Source organism: Nocardia otitidiscaviarum (assembly GCF_007362295.1).
GTDB lineage: Bacteria > Actinomycetota > Actinomycetes > Mycobacteriales > Mycobacteriaceae > Nocardia > Nocardia otitidiscaviarum.
This window is the reverse complement of the sequence record NZ_CP041695.1, coordinates 4,362,082-4,383,816: the sequence shown is the minus strand read 5'-3', so window position 1 is coordinate 4,383,816 and position 21,735 is coordinate 4,362,082. Positions and strand designations below refer to the sequence as shown.

20 protein-coding genes are annotated in these 21,735 nt (G+C 68.2%); 16 read left to right on the top strand and 4 right to left on the bottom strand.

From position 1 onward, the window contains the following. Window positions 1–28: 28 nt before the first annotated feature. Together FOH10_RS19500 and FOH10_RS19495 are read left to right on the top strand one after the other, a co-directional pair. On the top strand, window positions 29–1,378 hold the full coding sequence (locus tag FOH10_RS19500; RefSeq protein ID WP_186000534.1) for an 8-oxoguanine deaminase: 1,350 nt from the start codon (window positions 29–31) through the stop codon (window positions 1,376–1,378). 190 nt (window positions 1,379–1,568) lie between these two features. Further along, a complete protein-coding gene (locus tag FOH10_RS19495; RefSeq protein WP_143981827.1) occupies window positions 1,569–3,017 on the top strand; it encodes an NCS2 family permease in 1,449 nt (482 codons plus the stop codon). A 4-nt stretch (window positions 3,018–3,021) separates the two neighbouring features. On the opposite strand, the gene FOH10_RS19490 is transcribed toward FOH10_RS19495, so the two are convergent. After that, entirely contained in the window at window positions 3,022–3,708 is a 687-nt protein-coding gene (locus tag FOH10_RS19490; protein ID WP_244962101.1) for an IclR family transcriptional regulator, read from the bottom strand. A gap of 142 nt (window positions 3,709–3,850) precedes the next feature. Between FOH10_RS19490 and FOH10_RS19485 the strand changes: the two genes are divergently transcribed. The 12 genes from FOH10_RS19485 to alc all read left to right on the top strand — a co-directional run bounded on the left by FOH10_RS19485 (window position 3,851) and on the right by alc (window position 14,054). Further along, a complete protein-coding gene (locus FOH10_RS19485; protein ID WP_029932903.1) occupies window positions 3,851–4,093 on the top strand; it encodes a thiamine-binding protein in 243 nt (80 codons plus the stop codon). Beyond that, a complete protein-coding gene (locus FOH10_RS19480; protein WP_029932902.1) occupies window positions 4,086–4,475 on the top strand; it encodes a helix-turn-helix domain-containing protein in 390 nt (129 codons plus the stop codon). The genes FOH10_RS19485 and FOH10_RS19480 overlap by 8 nt, the downstream gene beginning before the upstream one ends. Before the next feature lie 186 nt (window positions 4,476–4,661). Beyond that, complete coding sequence (uraD, locus tag FOH10_RS19475; RefSeq protein WP_143981825.1) at window positions 4,662–5,162, top strand: 2-oxo-4-hydroxy-4-carboxy-5-ureidoimidazoline decarboxylase; 501 nt, start codon at window positions 4,662–4,664, stop codon at window positions 5,160–5,162. Beyond that, on the top strand, window positions 5,159–5,491 hold the full coding sequence (gene uraH, locus FOH10_RS19470; RefSeq protein WP_039815645.1) for a hydroxyisourate hydrolase: 333 nt from the start codon (window positions 5,159–5,161) through the stop codon (window positions 5,489–5,491). Before uraD ends, uraH begins: the two co-directional genes overlap by 4 nt. A gap of 5 nt (window positions 5,492–5,496) precedes the next feature. Beyond that, complete coding sequence (gene pucL / locus FOH10_RS19465) at window positions 5,497–6,402, top strand: factor-independent urate hydroxylase (protein WP_143981824.1); 906 nt, start codon at window positions 5,497–5,499, stop codon at window positions 6,400–6,402. Window positions 6,403–6,417: 15 nt separating this feature from the next. Next, window positions 6,418–7,815, top strand: a complete 1,398-nt coding sequence (locus FOH10_RS19460) for a nucleobase:cation symporter-2 family protein (protein ID WP_244961282.1) — start codon at window positions 6,418–6,420, stop codon at window positions 7,813–7,815. 125 nt (window positions 7,816–7,940) lie between these two features. Beyond that, on the top strand, window positions 7,941–8,321 hold the full coding sequence (locus tag FOH10_RS19455) for an allophanate hydrolase-related protein (protein ID WP_029932897.1): 381 nt from the start codon (window positions 7,941–7,943) through the stop codon (window positions 8,319–8,321). Further along, window positions 8,318–9,115, top strand: coding sequence for a hydroxypyruvate isomerase family protein (locus FOH10_RS19450; RefSeq protein WP_143981823.1), 798 nt, complete (start codon window positions 8,318–8,320; stop codon window positions 9,113–9,115). The genes FOH10_RS19455 and FOH10_RS19450 overlap by 4 nt, the downstream gene beginning before the upstream one ends. 95 nt (window positions 9,116–9,210) lie before the next feature. Beyond that, window positions 9,211–10,041: an NAD(P)-dependent oxidoreductase gene (locus FOH10_RS19445; protein ID WP_228809123.1), complete on the top strand. Its 831-nt coding sequence runs from the start codon at window positions 9,211–9,213 to the stop codon at window positions 10,039–10,041. After that, complete coding sequence (gcl, locus tag FOH10_RS19440; RefSeq protein WP_143981821.1) at window positions 10,038–11,837, top strand: glyoxylate carboligase; 1,800 nt, start codon at window positions 10,038–10,040, stop codon at window positions 11,835–11,837. The genes FOH10_RS19445 and gcl overlap by 4 nt, the downstream gene beginning before the upstream one ends. A gap of 17 nt (window positions 11,838–11,854) precedes the next feature. Then, window positions 11,855–13,012 (top strand): glycerate kinase, encoded by a 1,158-nt coding sequence (locus tag FOH10_RS19435; protein ID WP_244961281.1) that lies wholly within the window; start codon window positions 11,855–11,857, stop codon window positions 13,010–13,012. A 7-nt stretch (window positions 13,013–13,019) separates the two neighbouring features. Next, the gene (gene alc, locus FOH10_RS19430; RefSeq protein WP_143981820.1) at window positions 13,020–14,054 is read left to right on the top strand and encodes an allantoicase; all 1,035 of its coding nucleotides are present in this window, start codon (window positions 13,020–13,022) and stop codon (window positions 14,052–14,054) included. Window positions 14,055–14,240: 186 nt separating this feature from the next. Here alc and FOH10_RS19425 read toward each other — a convergent pair whose 3' ends face one another. Then, a complete protein-coding gene (locus FOH10_RS19425) occupies window positions 14,241–15,878 on the bottom strand; it encodes an AAA family ATPase (RefSeq protein WP_186000533.1) in 1,638 nt (545 codons plus the stop codon). A 24-nt stretch (window positions 15,879–15,902) separates the two neighbouring features. Between FOH10_RS19425 and FOH10_RS19420 the strand changes: the two genes are divergently transcribed. Both FOH10_RS19420 and FOH10_RS19415 read left to right on the top strand, forming a co-directional pair. Then, complete coding sequence (locus tag FOH10_RS19420) at window positions 15,903–18,017, top strand: HNH endonuclease signature motif containing protein (protein WP_143981818.1); 2,115 nt, start codon at window positions 15,903–15,905, stop codon at window positions 18,015–18,017. A gap of 312 nt (window positions 18,018–18,329) precedes the next feature. Continuing rightward, window positions 18,330–18,911: a DUF5134 domain-containing protein gene (locus FOH10_RS19415; RefSeq protein ID WP_143981817.1), complete on the top strand. Its 582-nt coding sequence runs from the start codon at window positions 18,330–18,332 to the stop codon at window positions 18,909–18,911. Window positions 18,912–18,978: 67 nt separating this feature from the next. Here FOH10_RS19415 and FOH10_RS19410 read toward each other — a convergent pair whose 3' ends face one another. Both FOH10_RS19410 and FOH10_RS19405 read right to left on the bottom strand, forming a co-directional pair. Then, entirely contained in the window at window positions 18,979–20,562 is a 1,584-nt protein-coding gene (locus FOH10_RS19410) for an FAD-dependent monooxygenase (protein ID WP_143981816.1), read from the bottom strand. Between the two features lie 144 nt (window positions 20,563–20,706). Next, window positions 20,707–21,723 (bottom strand): Gfo/Idh/MocA family protein, encoded by a 1,017-nt coding sequence (locus FOH10_RS19405; protein ID WP_143981815.1) that lies wholly within the window; start codon window positions 21,721–21,723, stop codon window positions 20,707–20,709. Window positions 21,724–21,735 lie beyond the last annotated feature (12 nt).

The following is a 21,735-nucleotide window of genomic DNA, read 5'->3' as shown; positions in this document are numbered from 1 at the left end:
TACGTCCTGAGGATCGGTACGCGACACCATGAGCACACTGATCATCGAAAACGCTTACATCGCACCGGTCGTGGGCGATGAGATCCCGCACGGCCACCTGGTGATCGAGGGTGGCCGTATTCGAAGCCTCGGCGCCGGACCGGCGCCGACGGTGGTGGGCGCGCAACGCCTCTCCGCCACCGGCTGCCTGGTGACCCCGGGCCTGGTGAACACCCACCACCATCTCTACCAATGGGCCACCCAGGGCCTGTTCCAGGACGCGACGCTGTTCGAATGGCTGACCGGCCTGTACCGCACCTGGGCGCGTATGGACGCCGACGTCGTGTACGGCGCGGCCACCGCGGCGCTGAGCTGGCTGGCGCTGACCGGCTGCACCACCTCCAGCGATCACCACTACCTGTTCCCGAAGGGGCGCGGCGACCTGTTCGCCGCGGAGGTGCGCGCCGCCCAGGAGGTGGGGCTGCGCTTCCATCCGTGTCGCGGTTCCATGGATCGCGGCCGGTCCGACGGCGGCCTACCGCCCGACGAGGTGGTCGAGAGCCGTGACGACATCCTGGCCAGCACGGCCGAACTCATCGACACCTACCACGATCCGTCGTTCGACTCCATGCTGCGGGTGGCCGTGGCCCCGTGCTCACCGTTCTCGGTGACCGAGGGCCTCATGCTCGACGCCGCCGCGCTGGCCCGCACCAAGGGTGTGCGGCTGCACACCCATCTCGCCGAGACCCTCGACGAGGAGCAGCACTGCCGCGAGCAGATGGGCTGCTCCCCGGTCGAATACATGGCGAAGCTGGGCTGGCTCGGCGACGACGTGTGGTTCGCCCACGCCGTGCACCTGCACGACGCCGATATCCGCCGCTTCGCCGAGACCGGCACCGGCACCGCGCACTGCCCGAGCTCCAATGCCCGGCTCGGTGCGGGTATCGCGCGGGTGTCCGAACTGCTCGCCGCCGGCGCGCCGGTCGGACTCGGCGTGGACGGCGCCGCCTCCAGCGAACTCACCTCCCTGGCCGGAGAGATGCGCCAGGCCATGCTGTTCCAGCGCGCCGTGCACGGCCCCACCGCGCTCACCGCCCGCCAGGCTCTCGAGCTCGGCACCCTCGGCGGTGCGCGCAATCTGGGCCGCCAGCACGAGATCGGTTCGCTGGAGCCGGGCAAGCTCGCCGATATCGCCGTCTGGCGGGTGGACGGCTTCCGGGCCGCGGTCGAGGATCCGATCTGCGCCCTGGTGTTCGGCCCCACTCCGCCGCTGACGCGGCTGCTGGTCGGCGGTCGCACCGTGGTCGAGAACGACGAACTGCGCACGCTGCCGCACGACATGGTCGGACAGGCCGGTGTCCTGGCCCGGCAACGGCTGCTGCGGCAGCAGTCCCGATGACCCACTCCCGATGACCCCACCCGAGCGCACGGAAGGAAACACAGGCCACCGGAGCCTTACTCCGGAGCAGTTGATCAACAGGGGCAGACCGCATCCCACGCGGTAGAGACCCCACAACAGCAACGACCGAATCTCGGTCCGGCACATTCGGGTCGGACCGCAGGTCGGCTATGCCCTGAGGAGGGCAGCCATGACCCAGCTCCAGTCCCCGTCCGGCCGATCACAGCCGGATACCGTCGCCGTCCGGTCGCCGCTCGACCGGTTCTTCAAACTGAGCGAACGGCGGACCACCGTTTCCCGCGAAATCCGCGGCGGCATCACCACATTCGTGGCGATGGCCTATGTCATCCTGCTGGTGCCGCTGATTCTCGGCGGTGTCACCGACATCAACGGCGACAAGCTCAGCATTCCCCAGCTGACCACCGCCACGGCGCTCGCCGCCGGACTCTCCACCGTGCTCATGGGTCTGGTCGGCAATGTGCCGCTCGCCCTGGCCGCGGGCCTGGGTCTGGTCCCGGTGGTCGCCTACCAGGCGGCTCCGCACATGACCTGGCCGCAGGCCATGGGACTGGTGGTGCTCATGGGCGCGGTGATCGTGGTGCTGGCCGCCACCGGCCTGCGCACCATGATCATCAACGCGATTCCGCTGGCGCTCAAGAACGCCATCGGCGTGGGCATCGGCATGTTCATCGCCATGATCGGCCTGGTGTCCTCCGGGGTGGTGGGCAATGGCGCGGCGGGCGGACCGCCGGTCACGCTCGGCGTGGACGGACATCTCGAGGGCTGGCCGGTGGTGGTGTTCGCGGTCGGACTGCTGCTCATGCTGGCGCTGTTCGCCCGCAAGGTGCCCGGCGCCATGCTGATCAGCATCGCGGTGGCGACGGTACTCGCGATCATCATCAACTCCGTGGCCACCATCGATCCCATGGCCTGGGGCACCGTCGTTCCGGAAGCGCCCGAATCGTTGTTCGCCGCACCGGATTTCGGACTCATGTTCAATGTCGACCTGTTCGGCGGCTTCGCCGAGGCGGGTGCGCTGGTCGCCAGCGTGGTGCTGTTCACCCTGGTGCTGACCGGCTTCTTCGACGCCATGGGCACCGTCTTCGGCGTCTGCGACGAGGCCGGACTGCTGGACGAGAAGGGCAGCATGCCCGGCTTCGGCAAGATCCTGACCACCGACGGTGTCGCGCAGATCATCGGCGGGGCCACCGGCGGCGCGGGCAGCACGGTGTACGTGGAATCCGCTACGGGCGTCGGTGAGGGGGCCCGTACCGGACTCACGAGTGTGGTCACCGGTGGACTGTTCTGCGCGGCCATCTTCTTCACGCCGCTGGCGGCGGTGGTGCCGATTCAGGCCGCCGCACCCGCCCTGGTGCTGGTGGGCGCGCTCATGATGACCCAGGCCCGCAAGATCGACTGGTCGGATCTGGAAGTGGCCATCCCGGCCTTCGTGACCATCGTGCTCATGCCGTTCACCTACTCCATCACCAATGGCGTCGGTGCCGGCCTGATCGCCTACGTGGTGATCAAGGCGGCGCGCGGCAAGTTCGGGGAGATCCACGGGCTGGTGTGGATCGTGAGCGCGGTCTTCGCCGCGTACTTCGCCATCTCCGGTATCGAACTCGTCCTGGGTGGTTAGTGTTTCACCGCAGGTCGGCCGCCAACGCGCGGCCGACCTGCGCGAGCAGGGGCACCGCCCGCGCCACCAGCTCATCGCTCATCCGCCCGGCCGGTCCCGAGATCGAGATGGCCAGCCGTGCGGGGGCTTCGGGCACCGCGACGGCGACGCAGCGCACTCCCACCTCCTGCTCTCCGTCGTCCATGGCGTAGCCGTTCTCGGCGGCGCGCTCCAACTGCCGTGTGAATTCCCGGGCGTCGGTGACGGTGTGGTCGGTGTAGCGCGGCATGCCGGTGCGCTGCAACAGCTCTCGTACCCGTTCCGGCGGCATTCCGGCCAGAATGGCCTTGCCCACCGCGGTGCAGTGCGGCAGCACCCGGCGGCCCACCTCGGTGAACATGCGCACCGAATGTCGCGAGGGCACCTGGGCGACGTAGACGATCCGATCCCCGTCCAGCATGGCCATATTGGCCGATTCCCCGAGTTCGTCCACCAGCCGCGCCAGATGCGGTCGCGCCTGCGAGCTGAGCATGCGCGCCGAACTCTCGCCCAGTTTGATCAGCTTCGGCCCCAGCACGTACTGCCGCGACGGATCCTGGTGCAGATACCCCAGATCGACGAGGGTGCGCACCAGCCGGTGGATCGTGGGTAGCGGCAGGCCGGACGCCTCGGCCAACTGCGATAGTCCCATCGTGCCGCCCTGGTCGGCCATGGTCTCCAGCAGGCCGAACGCCCGCTCCACCGACTGCACGCCGCCGGAGCGCCCGCTGGTTGAATTCGCCACTGAACCGCCTCGTCGAAGTTTCCGGATGGCGGAAGTTTACCGGGGGAGTGGTGGCGGTAGCCTGAGGGCCATGCGGCTGCGCGCGGAGTTCACCACCGAACCCTTCCACGGCGAAGGGCAGCCGCCGCCGCACGCCACCGAGACCCTCGATGTCCTGCAAAGTGCCGGTCTGGCTTGTGAATTCGGCCCCCTGGGCACGTCGGTATCGGGTTCCGACGAGACCCTGCTGCCCGCGCTGCGCGATATGCTCGCCGCCGCCTTCGCGCACGGTGCGACCCGGGTGACCCTGCAGGTCGAGCGTGTCGATGAGTGAGCGCGCGACGCTGGACACGAGCCATCCGGTGCTGGTGACGGTGGCTCCGTTGCTGGAGCGGATCGGCGGCAGGCTGGTGCCACCGCAGGAGTGCGCCCCCGATGACGTCCCGCTGGTGTGGGAGGGCGCGACCCTCGCCGGGGTGCGACTGGCCGCACCGGGCGCGGAGACCGATCAGGGTATCGACCGTCTGCTCAGCGATGTCGCGGCCGAATTCGGTGGTCGGCTGGCCGATCTGCCGAGAGACGAAAAGCAGCGGGCGGTGCGGTTGCTGGAGGAGCGGGGCGCGTTCAGCTACCGCAAATCCGCCGAGAAGGTCGCCGAGGCGCTGGGCGTCACCCGGTTCACCGTCTACAACTATCTCAACCGCACCCGGTCCTGACCCGGTTCATAGCTTCCTGAATCCCGCTGCACGGCAGCGGGATTCGTCGTTTTCCGGGTAGGTGCGTCGCGCCTGGGCGCAGACTGTCAGCACAGAATTTCAACAAACTGTTGACGCCAATGCGTGATCCGTGCCACTATTTCGTTAGTCGGAATTCAACTTCCGCAATACGAGAAAGTGCAGCTCATGGTCGTGCTCGACGAGTTCAACAGTATGGAGGCCGCCTGGCTGCGCCCGGCCCTGCTCGACTGCTGCGATGTGCCCGAATGGGCCGACGCGCTGCTCGATGCCCGGCCCTACCCGGATCTCGACAGCCTGCTGGGTACCGCCGAACAACTGGCCGGAGCGCTGCGCCCCGAGGCCGTGGAGCGCGCGCTCGCCGCCCACCCGCGCATCGGCGAGCGCGCTCCCGGCTCCGGCCGCGGCGCCTCCTGGTCCCGCGAGGAGCAGTCCCGCATCGATGCCGACGTGGAGACCGCCGCCGCCCTGCATTCGGCGAACCGCCTGTACGAGAAGCGCTTCGGTCGCGTCTTCCTCATCTGCGCCACCGGGCTGACCAGTTCCGAGGTGCTCGCGGCCCTGCTGCTGCGGCTGGGCAACGACCCGGAGACCGAGGCCGCGGTGGTGGCGGTGGAGTTGCGCAAGATCGCGCTGCTGCGCCTGCGCCGGGTGGTGGTGCCCGCATGAGCGCCGTCACCACCCATGTCCTCGACACCGCCCTGGGGCGGCCCGCCGTCGGCGTGCCCGTGCGGCTGGAACGCGTCGACGGCGATACCGCCGAAGTCCTCGCCATCGCGGTCACCGACTCCGACGGCCGTATCCGCGATTTCGGGCTCGACCGGCTGGACCCCGGCGGCTACCGGCTGGTCTTCGGGGTCGCCTACTACGCCGCGACCACCGGGCAGGACTACTTCCTCTCCGCCGTCGACATCACCTTCACCCCCGCCGACAGCGGCCACCACCATGTGCCGCTGCTGCTGAGCCCCTTCGCCTGTTCCGTCTACAGAGGGAGTTGATCACCGTGGCCATTCAGCTGGGCCCCAACCAATACGGGAAGGCCGAGAACCGGATCGTGCGCGTCTACCGCGACACCGACCGGCACCGGATCCGGGACCTCAACGTCTCCACCTCGCTGCGGGGCAGGTTCGACGACGCGCACATCACCGGCGACCAGAAGGATGTGCTGCCCACCGACACTCAGAAGAACACCGCCTTCGCCTTCGCCAAGGAGAAGGGGGTGGAGGCGGTCGAGGACTTCGCGCTGGTACTGGCCGACCACTTCATCTCCCGCACCCCCGGTGCGGACGGGGCGCGTATCGAGATCGAGGAGTACGCCTGGAACCGCATACCGGTGGACGGCGCGGAGCACGATCATGCTTTCGTGCGCGGCAGCTCCGAGGTGCGCACCACCGTGGTCAATATGGACGGCTACGGCCCGGACCGACGCACCCACGTGGTGTCCGGGCTGCGGGACCTGGTGCTGTTCAAGTCCACGGGGTCGGAGTTCCACGGCTTCTTCGAGGACAAGTACACCACCCTGCGGCCCACCAAGGACCGCATCATGGCCACCTCGCTGGTGGCCCGGTGGCGCTACGACCACCTGGACGTGAACTGGGACAAGTCCTTCGACGCCATCCGTTCGATTCTGCTGCGGCAGTTCGCGGCGGTGCACTCGCTCGCCCTGCAACAGACCCTCTACAGCATGGGACGCGCTGTGCTGGAACAGCTTCCGGAGGTCGCCGAGATCAAGTTCTCCGCGCCCAACAAGCACCACTTCCTGGTGGACCTGAGCCCGTTCCACGTGGAGAACCCGGGTGAGGTGTTCATCGCCGCCGATCGCCCCTACGGGCTGATCGAGGCCAGCGTGCACCGCGACGACGCCTCCGATCCCGGGGCCGCGTGGTTCGCCGTACCCGGATTCTGTTGAGGGAGTGATGCTTCCGTGAAGCTCTTCAACAAGAATCGGACCCCGGGGCCCGAGGACGAGACCTATCCACCGCTGGCCACCCTCGCCTACGGCACCCAGCACATCCTCACCATGTACGGCGGGGTGATCGCGCCGCCGCTCATCGTGGGCGGTGCGGCCGGGCTGTCGCCGGCGGAGATGGCGCTGCTGGTCACCGCGGGCCTGTTCGTGTCCGGACTGGCCACCATGCTCCAGGCGCTGGGCATCGGTCCGGTCGGCAGCCGATTGCCCATCGTGCAGGGCGTGTCGTTCGTGAGCGTCTCCACCATGGTGGCCATCTCCGAGAGCGGCGGCCTGAGCGCGGTCTACGGATCCATCATCGTGGCCGGTGTGATCGGCCTGGTGCTGTCGTCGGTGTTCGCGCATCTGGTGCGGCTTTTCCCGGCGGTGGTGACCGGCACCATCATCACGGTGATCGGGCTGTCGCTGCTGCCGGTCGCCCTGCGCTGGGCGATGGGCGGTGATCCGGGACAACCCGACTACGGGTCCATGTCCAATATCGGTTTCGCGGGCCTGACCCTGCTGGTGATCCTGGTGATCAGCCGGGTCTTCCAGGGCGCGATATCCCGGCTGTCGATCCTCATCGGCCTGGTGCTGGGCACCGTGGTGGCCGTGGTCCTCGGTCGCGCCGACTTCTCCGACGTCGGCGACAGTCCGCTGGTGGCGCTGCCGCCGCTGTTCCCCTTCGGTCCGCCGACCTTCGAGGTCGGGGCCATCGTGGCCATGACCATCGTGATTCTGGTGATCATGACCGAGGCGACCGCGGACATCCTCGCGATCGGCGAGATCGTCGATACCGAGGTCGACACCAAGCGGGTGGCGGCCGGACTGCGCGCCGATATGGCCTCCTCGGCCTTCGCGCCGCTGTTCGGCAGCTTCCCGTGCAGCGCGTTCGCACAGAATGTGGGGTTGGTGGCGCTGACCGGCATCAAGAGCCGGTTCGTGGTCGCCACCGGCGGCCTGGTGCTCATGCTGCTGGGTCTGGTGCCCGTCATCGGCGCGGTGGTGGCCGCCATCCCGGACGCGGTGCTCGGCGGTGCCGCCGTGGTGCTGTTCGGATCCGTTGCGGCCAGCGGCATTCGGATGCTGGCGCGGGTGCGCTACGAGGACAACCTGAACATGGTGATCGTGGCCGTATCGCTCGCCTTCGGCGTCATACCCATTGCGGCCCCGACGTTCTGGGACGCGTTCCCGGAATGGATCGGTGTGGTGATGCACTCCGGTATCAGCGCCACTGCCATCGTCGCCGTGCTGCTCAATCTCTTGTTCAACGAGATCACCATCGGCAATCGTTCGGGCGCGTCCGTGTTCGCCGCCGCGGCGGACGAACGCGACGGATTCGGCGAGCGAATCGACGACGACATCCGGGACTGAATGCCCGGCTGGACGAATCTACGAAAACAGCCCCGAATCGATTCGGATGTTTGGTGCTCATCGGCCTATCGCGGGCGGTGTGACTCCGGACATACTTTCGGTCACCGGGGGAGGAAGGACTCACGATGCCTCTCATTTTCCTGAATGGCGGAGCCATGCGTGGTGGGCCGCTGAATCATCTGCTCGCGGGCGCACCGTTCGCGGGTGAGGTGAAAACCGCGCCGCACTACCGGTTCTATTCGGTCGGCGACCGGTTCCCGGGCCTGCATCCCGTGTCCGATGGGGGCGCTCCGATTGTCGGGGAATTGTTCGACGCACCGATGGAAGTGCTGCGTACCAGCCTGCTTCCGGCGGAACCGCCGGAACTGGAGCTCGGCGTGATCGAACTCGAGGACGGCCGTTCGGTGCTGTCCATGGTGCTGCGCCGTCCGCCGGTTTCCTATCCGCAGCTGATCGACATCACCGAATTCGGCAGCTGGACGACTTATCGCGAGGGAAAGAAATGAAATACGGACCCGGAGGCTCGCCTCGGAAATTCGACGTCAACTGTTCGATTCTCTTCACCGACCTGCCGCTGCTGGAACGGCCCGCCGCGGCCAAGGCGGCCGGATTCGACGGCGTCGAATTCTGGTGGCCGTTCGGAGAGAATCCGACCCCGGGCGACAAGGAGATCGACGCCTTCGTGCGCGCCATCGGCGACGCCGGGGTGGAATTGGTCGGCCTGAACTTCATCGACCTCATTCCCGCGGGCCGCGGCCTGGTCTCGGTGCCGGGGGAGGAGACCCGATTCCGCGACAATATCGACGTGGCGCTCGGCATCGCCGAGCGCACCGGCTGCACGGCGCTGAACGCCCTGTACGGCAATCGGATTCCCGGCGAGGACGCGGAGAAGCAGGACGAACTGGCCCTGGAGAACCTCGGCCTGGCCGCCCGCGCCGCCCAGCGCATCGGGGCGACCGTGCTGCTCGAGGCGCTCAACTCCTATGAGTCGCAGTCGTATCCGATCGTCTCCGCGGCCCAGGCGGTGCGGGTCATCGAACAGGTCGGCGAGCCCAATGTGCGCTTCCTCTGCGACCTCTACCACCTGGCCCGCATGGGCGAGAACCTGACCTCCGTCATCGACACCTGGGGCCGCTACATCGGCCACGTGCAGATCGCCGACTCGCCGGGGCGCGGGCGGCCGGGCAGCGGCGTCCTCGACTTCGACGGACTGTTCGCCGCCCTGGACGCCAGCGGCTACGACGGCTGGATCGGCCTGGAATACAAAGACCCCGAACTGGATTGGGAGTGGATCAAATGACAACAGCATCGCGTAGCGACTCCGTGGGGGGCGGCGGCCGGGTGACGGGTGGGCGCAAGATCGGATTCGTCGGACTGGGCATCATGGGCGGCCCGATGGCCGGGCATCTGGTGAAGGCCGGTCACGATGTCACCGTCTACGACGTCAACCCCACCGCCATCGACAAGCTGACCACCGTCGGCGCGACCGGTGGCGGCGATATCGCGGAGACGGTGCGCGACAAGGACATCGTCATCACCATGCTGCCGCAGGACGAGCACGTGGAGGCGGTGTTCGCCGAGGTCCTGGCGCACGCCGCCGAGGGCACCCTCTACATCGACTTCTCCACCATCACCCCGCGCACCGCCGAGTGGACCTACACCGAGGGCGCCAAGCGTGGTCTGCGGGTGCTCGACGCCCCGGTCTCCGGCGGTGAGCCCGGTGCGGTGAACGCCACGCTGTCCATCATGGTCGGCGGCAACGAGGACGACTTCGCCACCGCCACACCGATCTTCGAGACGGTGGGCAAGACCTTCGAACTGGTCGGCCCGAACGGATCCGGGCAGGTCGTGAAGGCGGCCAACCAGCTGGTGGTGGGCGGCACCTACGCCCTGATCGCCGAGGCCATCCTGCTCATGGAGTCGCTGGGCGCGAATGCCGAGAAGGGCCTCGACGTGCTCGCGGGTGGGCTGGCTGGCAGCCGCATCCTCGAACTCAAGCGCAAGACCATGCTGGAGCGCAGCTTCCAGCCGGGCTTCCGCATCGACCTGCACCACAAGGATATGGGCATCATCCTGGCCGCCGCCCGCCAGGCCGAGGTGCCGATCCCGATGGGCGCGCAGACCGCGCAGCTCATCGCCGCCGCCCGCGCCATGGGCCACGGCTCCCTGGACCACTCCGCGCTGCTGCTGGTGGCCGAGGCGCTGGCCGGGAAGGGGCGGGCGTGACACGGATGCGCACCGTGGACGCGGCCGTCCTGATCCTGGAGAAGGAAGGCGCGACACAGGCTTTCGGGCTGCCCGGCGCGGCCATCAACCCCTTCTACAGCGCCATGCGGGCGCACGGCGGCATCCGCCACGTGCTCGCCCGGCACGTGGAGGCGGCCTCGCACATGGCCGAGGGCTACACCCGCGCCCAGGCCGGGAACATCGGCATCTGCGTCGGCACCTCGGGCCCGGCCGGAACCGATATGATCACCGGACTGTATTCCGCCAGTGCGGATTCCATTCCGATCCTGTGCATCACCGGCCAGGCGCCGGTGGCGAAACTGCACAAGGAGGACTTCCAGGCCGTCGATATCGCCTCGATCGCCGCCCCGGTGTGCAAGTGGGCCGTGACGGTGCTGGAGCCCGCCCAGGTGCCCGGCTCCTTTCAGAAGGCGTTCCAGCTGATGCGCTCCGGGCGGCCCGGCCCGGTGCTCATCGACCTGCCCCTGGACGTGCAGCTGGCCGAGATCGAATTCGATATCGACACCTACGAACCGCTCGCCGTGCACCATCCCGCCGCCACCCGGGCGCAGGCGGAGAAGGCGCTCACCATGCTGGCCGCCGCCGAGAAGCCGCTGCTGGTGGCGGGCGGCGGCGTGGTGAACGCCGATTCCGCCGATCTGCTCGTCGAATTCGCCGAGCTGACCGGCGTTCCCGTGGTGCCGACGCTCATGGGCTGGGGCACCATCCCGGACGACCACCCGCTGCACGCGGGCATGGTGGGCTTGCAGACCTCGCATCGCTACGCCAATGCCACACTGCTGGAATCGGATTTCGTGCTGGGCATCGGCAACCGATGGGCCAACCGGCACACCGGCGGTGTCGACACCTACACGCGCGGACGCACCTTCGTGCACGTCGATATCGAGCCGACGCAGATCGGGCGGGTGTTCGCCCCCGACTACGGCATCGTCTCCGACGCCGGTGCGGCGCTGACGGTGTTCCTGGAGGTGGCGCGGGAGATGGCCGCCGACGGGCGGCTGCCGGACCGGTCTAACTGGGCGGCGCAGTGCCGGGAGCGCAAGCGCACCCTGCTGCGCAAGACCCATTTCGACGCGGTGCCGATCAAGCCGCAGCGGGTGTACCAGGAGATGAACCGGGCCTTCGGCTCGGACGTCCGCTACGTCACCACCATCGGCCTGTCGCAGATCCAGGCGGCGCAGCTGCTGCACGTGTACAAGCCGCGGCACTGGATCAACGCGGGCCAGGCCGGACCGCTGGGCTGGACCCTGCCCGCCGCGCTCGGCGTGGCGACGGCCGATCCGGACACCCCCGTGGTCGCGCTGTCGGGTGACTACGACTTCCAGTTCCTCATCGAGGAATTGGCGGTCGGCGCGCAGTTCAACATCCCGTACATCCACGTGGTGGTGAACAACTCCTACCTCGGTCTCATCCGGCAGGCGCAGCGGCAGTTCGACATGGACTACTACGTGCAGCTGTCCTTCGACAACATCAACAGCCCCGAGGTGGGCGGCTACGGCGTCGATCACCTGAAGGTGGCGGAGGGTCTGGGCTGCAAGGCCATTCGCGTCTCCGAGCCCGACCGCATCGGGCAGGCGCTCGAGGACGCCAAGAAGTTGATGGCCGAGCATCGGGTGCCGGTGCTGGTGGAGGTCATCCTCGAACGGATCACCAATGTGTCCATGGGCCTCGAGATCGACAGCATCAACGAGTTCGAGGAACTGGCCGGCTCGGTGGCCGACGCGCCCACCTCCATCGCCGCTCTGGAGTACGAAGCGAGCGGGAGCACGGTGTGATTCAACCGCGCGGTGGGGTGAGGAAGGGATGGCAGGAGGGCCACGTGCTGCTGGCCCCCGACAAGTTCAAGGGGTCGTTGACCGCCCCGCAGGTCGCCGCGCACCTCGCGGCCGGACTCCGGGCCGTGCGCCCGGATGTCCCGGTCGTGAGCGCACCGGTGGCCGACGGCGGCGACGGCACCGTGGACGCCATGGTGGCCGCGGGTTTCGCTCGTCTGCAGACGGGCGTCACCGGGCCGGTCGGAGATCAGGTGGCCGCCTCGTTCGCGATGAGGGGCGAGACGGCCGTGGTGGAGCTCGCCGAGGCGTCCGGGCTGCGGCGGCTCCCCGACCGGCCCACGGCCGCCACCAGCCTCACCGCCACCAGCGCGGGCACCGGTGAGCTCATGCGCATCGCCGCCGAACGCGGCGCGCGGCGCATCGTGCTCGGTCTCGGCGGCAGCGCCTGCACCGACGGCGGTGCGGGCATGCTCACCGCGCTCGGGGCCCGGCTGCTCGACGAGGACGGGCAGCCGGTGCCGCCGGGCGGCGCGGGTCTGCTGCGGTTGGCGCGCATAGACATCACGGACATGATCCGGGTGCCGGTGGTGGTCGCCTCCGACGTGGACAATCCACTGCTCGGCCCGCGTGGCGCCGCCGAGGTGTACGGGCCGCAGAAGGGTGCGGGCCCGGCGGAAGTATCCCAGCTGGCAGCCGGTTTGGCGCGGCTGGCCGAAATCGTCCGTCGCGATGTTGGCGTCAACGCGGCGGAGCGCCCGGGAGCGGGCGCAGCGGGCGGCGTGGGTTTCACGGCCCTCGCCGTCCTCGGCGCCACCCTGCGCCCCGGTATCGAGATCATGTTGGAGCAGCTGGATTTCGACGCCCTGCTCGCCGGTGCGCGGCTGGTGATCACCGGCGAGGGCTCGCTGGACGAACAGACCCTGCACGGCAAGGCCCCCATGGGCGTCGCGCGGGCGGCCGCGCGCGCCGAAGTGCCGGTGCTGGCGGTGTCCGGTCAACGGCTGGTGTCCCGGGAACAGTTGCGCCGCCACGGATTCGAGGACGCGTTCGCGCTCACCGATATCGAATCCGATCCGCAGGTCTGCATGACGCAGGCGGGCGCACTGCTGGAGCGGCTGGCCACCCGGATCGCCGAAGCCCGTCTGGAGCGCCCCCTGACCCGAAACCCCCTGTAGGAGAACCATGTCGGATTTCACCACCCTGCCGGATCTGGCCCTGCGCAGCTACCGCGCCGGTGTCGTCGCCGCCAGCGACGAATCCTTCGAGGAGCGCGAGAATCTCATCAACCCGTGGGAGCCGCGCTTCTCCGCGGAAACCTTCGGCCCCAAGGGGCAGGAGTACGACGGCTGGGAAACCCGCCGCCGTCGCAGCCCCGGCCACGACTGGGCGATCATCCGCCTCGGCATGCCCGGCATCATTCGCGGCGTCGTCGTCGACACCGCCTGGTTCAAGGGCAACTACCCGCCCTTCGCCTCCGTCGAAGCCTGCCGCGTGTCGGGCTATCCTTCGGCGGCACAGTTGAATTCCACCGCCGACTGGGTGGAGATCGTTCCCCGTACCGCGCTGGGCGGTGATGCCAAACACGAGATCCCGGTCTCCGACGACCGCATCTTCACCCACGTTCGCCTGAACATCCACCCCGACGGCGGCGTGGCCCGACTGCGCGTGCACGGCGAGGTCGTCCCCGATCCCGACCTGCTCGCGGGCCTCACCATCGACCTGGCGGCGTTGGAGAACGGCGCTCGCGCCCTGTCCTGCTCCAACCTGTTCTATTCGGCGGCCGACAATATGCTGGCCCCCGGCCTGGCCCGCAACCAGGCCGAAGGCTGGGAAACCGCTCGCCGCCGCGATGACGGCAACGACTGGGCTGTCATTCGTCTGGCCGCCCAGGGCACGCCCGAGCTCATCGAGTTGGACACCACCAACCTGATGTTCAACGCTCCCGGCGAGGTGCGGCTGCTCGGCATCGACCACTCCGGCGACGAGCCGCTGCCCCCCGCCGAATCCGCCGACTGGTTCGAATTGCTGCCCCGAACAGCCGTGCAGCCCGACACCCCGCACCGTTTCCGGGTGGCAGCCGAGGCCAAACGGCCCGCCACGCACGCCAGGCTGGACATCTACCCGGACGGCGGCATCGCTCGCCTGCGCATTCTCGGTTCGCTCACACAGTCCGGAACGGATGCACTGACCGCCCGCTGGTCCGGCACTCCGGCGTGACAACCACGGTCGGCCCGCAGCGGTCGACCGCACCATCGTGCCGCCCGCCATCGCCTACCCGGCGGGTCCCGGCGATCCGAACAGCCACAGTGCACCCCTGAACGGATCGCGGTACGGCCGCCCGGCCCCCTTCGTACCGGTTACTTCGAGCAGGACCGATGAGGAGGGGGCCGGTGCGTGCGCACGTCATCGGACGGGCGGTGCGGCGGGTACGGCGTGTCGCTTCGCCCATTCCCGCCACGTGGTGAGTTCGTCCCCGCTCCGGGCTGACATCGCGACGGTGCCTTCCACGGCCCGAATGAGATCGGCCGCGGCCAGCGGGCGACGGCCGGAGTAGGCATCGAAAAGCCCAGTGAGGACGCACTGTTCGATCTGTTGGCCGGAGAAGCCCTCGGATGCTTCGGAGAGGTCGTGGAGCAGGGGAGGGGAGAGCGACAGCCCTGCGGCGGGGCCGGTGAGACGACGTTCGAGATGAATGCGCCAGATGGATTCGCGTGCGGCAGAATTCGGGAGGTCGACGAAGAAGGTCTGGTCGAAGCGGCTCCCGCAGAGGAGCTCCTGGGGTAGACCATCGATTCTGTCGGCAGTGGCGATCACGAACACCGGGCGAGTCTTCTCGCTCAACCACGCGAGGAATGCGCCGAAAACCGCCGTGCGAGCACCGTTCTCGCCGGTGATCATCCGATCGATACCGCTCACCCAGAGTACGCAGGGCGCGGTGCCCTCGACCGTGGACAGGGTCGCGCGCACATCGCGGTCACCCACTGATCCATCGCACACCCGGCCGAAGTCCCAGCGGATGAGTGGCAGCCCCCATTCGCCGGCCGTCGCCTTGGCGATCGAGGATTTCCCGCACCCGGACACACCGGCGAGGAACACTCCTTTGGGCGCGGGCAGCCCGTAATCGGCGGCCTCGGCGCGCCAACAGTCGCGACGACTCAGCAGCCACGCCTCGAGGTTCGCGAGCCCACCGACGTGCTCGAACCGCATATCGGTCCGAATCAGCTCCAGCCCACCGGATCTGCGCACAGCCTGTGCTTTCCCCTCCAGCACGACGTCCACCGCCGACTCCGCGAAACCACCGTCCACCATGGCCAGCGTGAACGCCCGTTCGGCCTCGATGAGCGTCATTCCGACCGCCGCCGTGGCGAGCCGGTCGCGCAATGTCTCATCGAGAACGGCGGTTCCGTCTGCCCCCATGCTGTCCAGCAACTCACCGATCTCCGCCGCCGTCGGCAGCGGGAAATCCACCACGGTGACATCCCGCTGCAACTCCGCCGGTATCCGCAGCATCGGAGCCACCACGATCACTGTTCGTGCCGCTTCACCGGAACTGAAGTCCCGCACCAGATCTCGTAGCGCTCGCACCACCTGAGGATCGGCCGGACGCTCATCATCGCCGAGAAAGGCATGCAGATCAGTACAGACGAACACGGCAGACTCCACCACCCGCCGAATCCCTTGCAACATCTGCGCTGGTTCCCGGGTATTGCGTTCGGTCAGCCCACCCGACCGCCGCATCCCCTCCGTAGTCGTCCAGTGCCACAGCGCCCGAGACGGCTCCAATTCCTCCACGGCGGACCGGATCTCGCCGAGAACCCGCTGTTCCTCGAACGTTTCGATATAGAGAAGTGGAAAACGACCCTCGAGGAGGCGCGTCAGGGTGCGGCGAAACGGGTGCACACCCGCCGATGGTAGTGCCGCCGGGAAACGCTGGCCGCGTATTCGCGACGGCAGTCGTAAAAGCGGTCGGCACCGAACCCTAAACGGACAATTCGTATGTGAAGATGTGCAGGTCAGATACTGTTTTCGCTTCTGCTGCAATAGATTTAGCGGTAGAATTAATGCATGATTCCGGAGGGGGAAACGCGAGGCGGTGATACCGCAGCCGGTCTGTCGGCGGCGATGGACACCCTGCTCGCGACCGACCTCACCGGACTGTCCGACACCGCTCTCGTGGACGTGATGCGGGAGGTGGAGTCGGTGCGGTGTCGGATGGCGGCACTGTCGCATCGCATGATCGCCGAGGTGGAGTCCCGGCATCTGTGGGAGCGTGCCGGGGCCAAGGGGATGCGCGGCTATCTGATCGATGTGTTGCGCCTGTCGGCGGCCGAGGCAGGGGCGCGGGTACGAGCGTCGGCGTCGTTGCGGCCGCGTGCGTTCTGCGGGGAACCCGCTCCGGCGTTGTTGCCGACCACCGCGGCGTTGCAGGCCGAGGGCACGATCTCGCCCGAGCATGCGCGGGTGATCATGCGGGTGATGGACCGCATCCCCAACGCGGTGCCCGTCGAGACGCAGGCAGAGGCCGAACAGCACCTCGCGCACGCCGCGAGCCAGATGCCGCCGGAGTACGTGAGCAAGGTCGGTCACGTGCTGCTCACCTGTCTGGACCCGGACGGGGGCCTCACCAACGACGACGACCGCGCCCGCCGCCGCGAGCTCTGGCTCGGCAAGCAACGCGTCGACGGTATGAGCGAGATCAAAGGCGTGCTCGATCCGCAGCTGCGTGCCCTGTTGGATGTCGTCTTGGCCAAGTGGGCGCGTCCGGGCATGTGCAACCCCGAAGATCCCGCCAGTCCCCGCATGGGGTCGGGCGCGGTCGACAAGGATGTGGTGGAGGCGGCGGCGCGGCGGGATCGGCGTAGTGCCGGGCAGCGTAACCACGACGCGCTCAAAGCGTTCCTGGCCGCCGGGGGTGGTCCGGAGAACCTGGGGAGTCATCGGGGTGTGCCGGTGTCGGTGGTGTTGACGATGAGTGTGACCGACCTGCACGCCGGAACCGGGTACGCGCATACCGCGTCGGGATCGGTGATGTCGGTTCGGGATGCGTTGCGGATGGCCGAGGGCAGCTATCCGTTGTTGATGTTGTTCGACGGCAAGGGTTTGCCCCTGCATTTGGGTCGGGGGAAGTATCGGTTGGCGTCGCCGTGGCAGCGGTTGGCGTGTATCGCCGCTGATCGGGGGTGTACGCGTCCGGGGTGTGAGGCTCCGGCGACGATGTGTGCGGTGCATCATATGGTGCCGTGGTTGCGGGGTGGTCGTACCGATATCGACAACCTGACGTTGGTGTGCGATCGCTGCCATGCCCAGATCCCGGAGGATGTCGAGGATCCGACCGGGTGGGCCACCCTCGGACGCGGCTACAGCCACGGCATCGCCGGTGGCAACAGCAGCAGCAGCGGCAACCGCGGCGGCGGCAACAGCAACATCGGCGGCGTCGGCGGTATCGGCGGCGGCCTCGGTGGCGGCGGCAACCGTGGCGGTGGTGTCGGCAGTGGCCGGTATCCGGGTCGTGTCGTGTGGGCGCCGCCGACGCGGATCGATCCGGCACGGGTTCTCCGGGTGAATCTGCATCATCATCCGGAGCAGTGGCTCACCGGTGCCCCGGGCGGGCAGTCGCCGCCGACGCTCAGCCAATCGGCATCCCCAACGCTCGGCCAGCCGATGTCCCGTGCGCTCGCACGGTCGACGCCCCCGGTGGTCGGCCAATCGACACCTCCACCACTGAGTCAGCCGACGTCGGGTCAGCCGTCGCCTTCGGTGGTGTGTCAGCCGTCGTCGCCGATGTCGGGTCAGTCGTCGCCTTCGGTGGTGGGTCAGCCGCCGATGTCGGGTCAGCCGTCGCGTCCGGTGATCGGCGAGCCGACGCCTCCGTCGTTGGGTCACCAGGCGCCCCCAGTGAGCGGCCAGCCGACGCCTCGAACGAAGGGCCAGCCGACGCCTCGAACGAAGGGGCAGCAGACGCCCTCGACGCTTGGCCAGCCGAAGCCCTCGGTCGTCGGTCGGCCGATGCCTCTGCCGTTGGGTCGGCAGGGTGCGGGTGCGTGTGATCGCCCGTCCCCGCGACGGATCGACCGAAACGCCACCGACCACCACAACCACTCAGATCCTCACGCCCGCACGGTGCCCCCGCAAAACGCCCAGCGGCCGGACCCGACCCGAGGCGATCACTTACGCCAATAACAACCACCCCGGTAACAACCATCTCGAGAACGCAACCCCAGCCAGTCCGTCGGCTGGGGTAGAAGGCTGCGGCACCCAACCCGGCGTCAGCGAAAGCCAGGTAAGGCACCCAACGCCACCACACTCATCTTTTCAGATCTCTGCAGCAACACCCCGAACCCGACACGACCCCCGACACCTCAACACATGGACAAGGCCGAAACCACTCCACACCGAGCAACTACTCCATATCGATAACGAAATCCCCCTCCACCCAGCCCCCCGAAGTGCGATCATGGAAAAGCCTGCGTCGCCGCTGAAAGGTGGTGTGCTGTGACCCAATTCGTCCAACAGTACGAACCCCTACGATGGCTGGCCCTCCTATCCTTCATAGCCGCAGCCGCAATAGTCACAACCCGCCTGGCCACCCCCACCCCCGCCCTGGAAACAGACCAGGAGTCCGACGCCGCACACCTGATGATGTGCCTGGTCATGCTCGCAATGATCGGCTTCCCCACCGCCATAGACCCCCACGCCATGAACGGCGTCCTCACCGCCATGACAGTGGTCTACGCCCTCCTGTTCCTGGCCCGCATAATCCAGTGGCACGGTAACTCGCTGGCCCCCGCCGCCCGAGTCATCCCCTTCGCCTACCACCTCACGGCGGCAGCAGCCATGCTCTACGCCATGAGCGGTCACACCGGCGGACACCACGGCGGAGCCCCCGCCGCCCCCATGCTCGCCCTGGCGACCCTGTTCACCATCGACGCCGCCGCCATGGCCCTACCGATGTCGAGAAAGGCTCTGCGCCACATCGTTCCGCACCACGTCGGTACCGCAGGCCCCGCCACGGTGGTGCCACACATCGTCATGGACCTGGGCACCGCCTACATGCTCGTAGCCGCCATCGGCTGATCCCGCGGCGGCGCCTGGAGGTCTGGTCAGCGGATGGAGGTCCGGGACCCCACCGACGCGGTGACGCCTATCGACGCAGCATGGTCGCCGATGGGGTGTCTGCCGACTGTGAGCCGGTGCGTGAAGTCTCCGATCCGAACCACCGTGCGAGCGCTGCTCGCAGCGTGGGTGCCGCGGAATCGGCGGATTCCTCGTCGCTCGCTGCCCAGGCGATATGCGCGTCCGGGCGGATCAGCAGGGCATCGGCCGGTTGGTCCTCGGTCTCGGCGGTGACGATCTCGACGCGCGGCAGCCACTCCCGGACGATCGCGCGCAGGTCCGCGCGGTCGGCCAGATCGAGGAAGACCGGGCGGGCGGCGCGCATGAGTTCCGCGATGCTCGTGACGCCCACGTCGGTACGCAGGGTGCGGTCGGCGGCGAAGGTGCCCGCCAGCGCGTGCTGGTCGGAGCCGGGCAGAGGGTAGCGGATGTCGGTGCCGCCGACCAAGGCTCCCAAACGCCGTTGCGTCGCCTCGTCGGTGAGCAGTTCCTCGAAGACCGTTCGCAGCGCGTCGGCGGCCGGATCACCGCCACGACGCAGTGCCATCTGGGCTCGGGTCTGGAGCCGGGCGCGGGCACCGGCGAAATGGCGTTCGTCGTGGTAGGTGTCGAGCAAGCCCTCCGGAGCCCAGCCCTCGATCGCGGCGGCTAGTTTCCAGGCCAGATTGGTGGCGTCGGACATACCCGCATTGAGGGCCGTACCGGTGGCCGGGAACAGGTGGGCCGCGTCACCGGCGACGAGAATCCGGCCCGCGCGATACCGCTCGGCCTGACGATCCTGAAAGACGTAGCGCGACAACCGCATAGGTTCTCCCAGTGGCAGATCCACACCGAGTACACGGCGGATGCTTTCCCGCACTTCGGGCAGGGTCAGCGGTTCGTCACTGTCGTAATCGGCGCCCTCGTCCTCGGAGGTTTGCAGGAACAGGATTTCGGGGGTGGCATGAATCGCGAACTGGCCGTGCTCGGTTCGGGTGTAACCGGCCGCGATTCTGCCTACGCCGGGCACGTCGAGATCGCCATTGTCGTGCACGGTCAGCATCTCGGGCGTGGTGACCTGGGCCAGTCGGTTGACCTCGATCAAGGTGGTGCCGGAGAACTCGATACCGGCCATTCCACGGATCGGGCTGCGCCCGCCGTCGCAGCCCACCAGGTAGCGGGCCGTCACCTGGTAGGGCCCGTCGGGCCCGTGCACGTCGGCGGTCACCGTGTCGTCGTCCTGGCCGACCCCGACCACCGTGTGCCCGCGTCGGATTTCGGAACCGAGTTCCTCGGCGCGCTGGCCGAGCACCTGTTCGATCGCCAGCTGCGGGATCGCCAGCGCCCGCATCGGCGGGTCCGCCAGCTGAGTGAGGTCGAGATACACACCGCCGAACGGGAATCGGGGCGGCGGGTAGGAGCCGCCCGCAGCTTCGAGTCGCTCCAGCAGGCCGCGGTAACGCAGCAGGTCGAGAATTCGGCCGCCGATACCGCTGGCCTTCGGGGTCTCCCGAGGCTGCGGGTACTTCTCCAGCACCAGCGCCCGCACTCCGGCCAGACGCGATTCATTGGCCAGCATCAGGCCGGTCGGGCCAGCGCCCACAATGATTACGTCTGTTTCCACAACTCGCATGTATCGCAACTTCCATATGCACGGATTCTGGCGTCGGAGAGCAATTCTGCGGCATACCCGGTGTCGTGCAGCAAGGGGGCGGTTGCGTTGTCGACCGGACGCCGAGCACGATCTTCACTCGCGCAGGGCCCTGGCCGCTCGATGTCAGTGGCCTCCGCGCACCTCGCGCATGGTCACCGGCCGCTGCTCGCGACGCGACAGCTCGCACGCCTCGGCGACGTAGAACGCCGCGAGCGCCTCGGTCGGCGGGCACGGGTTGGCGAGTGTTCCGTCGACCACCGCCACGAAGGCTGACAGCTCCTCGGTGTAGGCGCGCCGGAACCGATCCATGAACCCTGGGTAGGCGGGCAGCGGTGACGCCGGGAAATCCGGTTCCACCGAGTGCAGTGGCGCTCGATCGTCCAGTCCCACAATGGCATTGCCCACCGAGCCCAACAGTTCCAGCCGTACGTCGTAACCGGCCCCGTTGTAGCGGGTGAGGGAGACGGTCGCCAACGCGCCGTCGTCCATGCGCAGCACCACCGCGGCGGTATCCACGTCGCCCGCGTCCACGAAGAACTGCTCGCCCCGGTTGGCGCCGACGGCGTAGACCTCGGTGATCTCGCGTCCGGTCACCCAGCGGATGATGTCGAAATCGTGGACGCCGCAGTCCCGGAACAGGCCGCCGGAGCGCGGAATGTATTCGGCGGGAGGGGGAGTCGGGTCCAGTGTGGTGGCGCGCAGGGTGTGTAGCCAGCCGAGCTCCCCGTTGGCGACGGCGGCGCGGGCGGCCCGGTAGCCCGCGTCGAAGCGCCGCTGGAAGCCGATCTGCACCGGTACCGACGATCCGGTGAGCCGTTCGATCACCGCGAGTGTCCCCGAGATGTCGGCCGCGATGGGCTTCTCGCAGAAGACCGGCAGTCCGCGTGCCACGGCCGCGAGGATGAGTTCGGGATGGGAGTCGGTGGCCGTGGTGATCACCAGCCCCGCGAGGTCGGCGGCGAGCAGCGCGTCGATATCGGGTGCGAAGTCGACGCCGAGCTTGCGGGCGGTCTCGCGTGCCCGTTCGGTGTCGACGTCGGCGACGACCACCGATTCCACGTCCGGCAGCGCTTTCAGGGTCTCGGCGTGGGAGGTTCCGATGCGGCCGGTCCCGGCCAGGCCGATGCGAAGGGAAGACATGATTCTCCTGAT

Excerpts from the sequence above, each read along its gene's own strand:
- FOH10_RS19450 (WP_143981823.1), top strand. The coding sequence starts at position 8,318 with ATGAAATACGGACCCGGAGGCTCGCCTCGGAAATTCGACGTCAACTGT.
- FOH10_RS19410 (WP_143981816.1), bottom strand. The coding sequence starts at position 20,562 with ATGCGAGTTGTGGAAACAGACGTAATCATTGTGGGCGCTGGCCCGACC.
- FOH10_RS19500 (WP_186000534.1), top strand. The coding sequence starts at position 29 with ATGAGCACACTGATCATCGAAAACGCTTACATCGCACCGGTCGTGGGC.
- uraD (WP_143981825.1), top strand. The coding sequence starts at position 4,662 with ATGGTCGTGCTCGACGAGTTCAACAGTATGGAGGCCGCCTGGCTGCGC.
- FOH10_RS19420 (WP_143981818.1), top strand. The coding sequence starts at position 15,903 with ATGATTCCGGAGGGGGAAACGCGAGGCGGTGATACCGCAGCCGGTCTG.
- FOH10_RS19455 (WP_029932897.1), top strand. The coding sequence starts at position 7,941 with ATGCCTCTCATTTTCCTGAATGGCGGAGCCATGCGTGGTGGGCCGCTG.
- FOH10_RS19480 (WP_029932902.1), top strand. The coding sequence starts at position 4,086 with ATGAGTGAGCGCGCGACGCTGGACACGAGCCATCCGGTGCTGGTGACG.
- alc (WP_143981820.1), top strand. The coding sequence starts at position 13,020 with ATGTCGGATTTCACCACCCTGCCGGATCTGGCCCTGCGCAGCTACCGC.
- FOH10_RS19490 (WP_244962101.1), bottom strand. The coding sequence starts at position 3,708 with ATGGCCGACCAGGGCGGCACGATGGGACTATCGCAGTTGGCCGAGGCG.
- FOH10_RS19485 (WP_029932903.1), top strand. The coding sequence starts at position 3,851 with ATGCGGCTGCGCGCGGAGTTCACCACCGAACCCTTCCACGGCGAAGGG.
- FOH10_RS19405 (WP_143981815.1), bottom strand. The coding sequence starts at position 21,723 with ATGTCTTCCCTTCGCATCGGCCTGGCCGGGACCGGCCGCATCGGAACC.
- FOH10_RS19445 (WP_228809123.1), top strand. The coding sequence starts at position 9,211 with ATGGCCGGGCATCTGGTGAAGGCCGGTCACGATGTCACCGTCTACGAC.
- FOH10_RS19495 (WP_143981827.1), top strand. The coding sequence starts at position 1,569 with ATGACCCAGCTCCAGTCCCCGTCCGGCCGATCACAGCCGGATACCGTC.
- uraH (WP_039815645.1), top strand. The coding sequence starts at position 5,159 with ATGAGCGCCGTCACCACCCATGTCCTCGACACCGCCCTGGGGCGGCCC.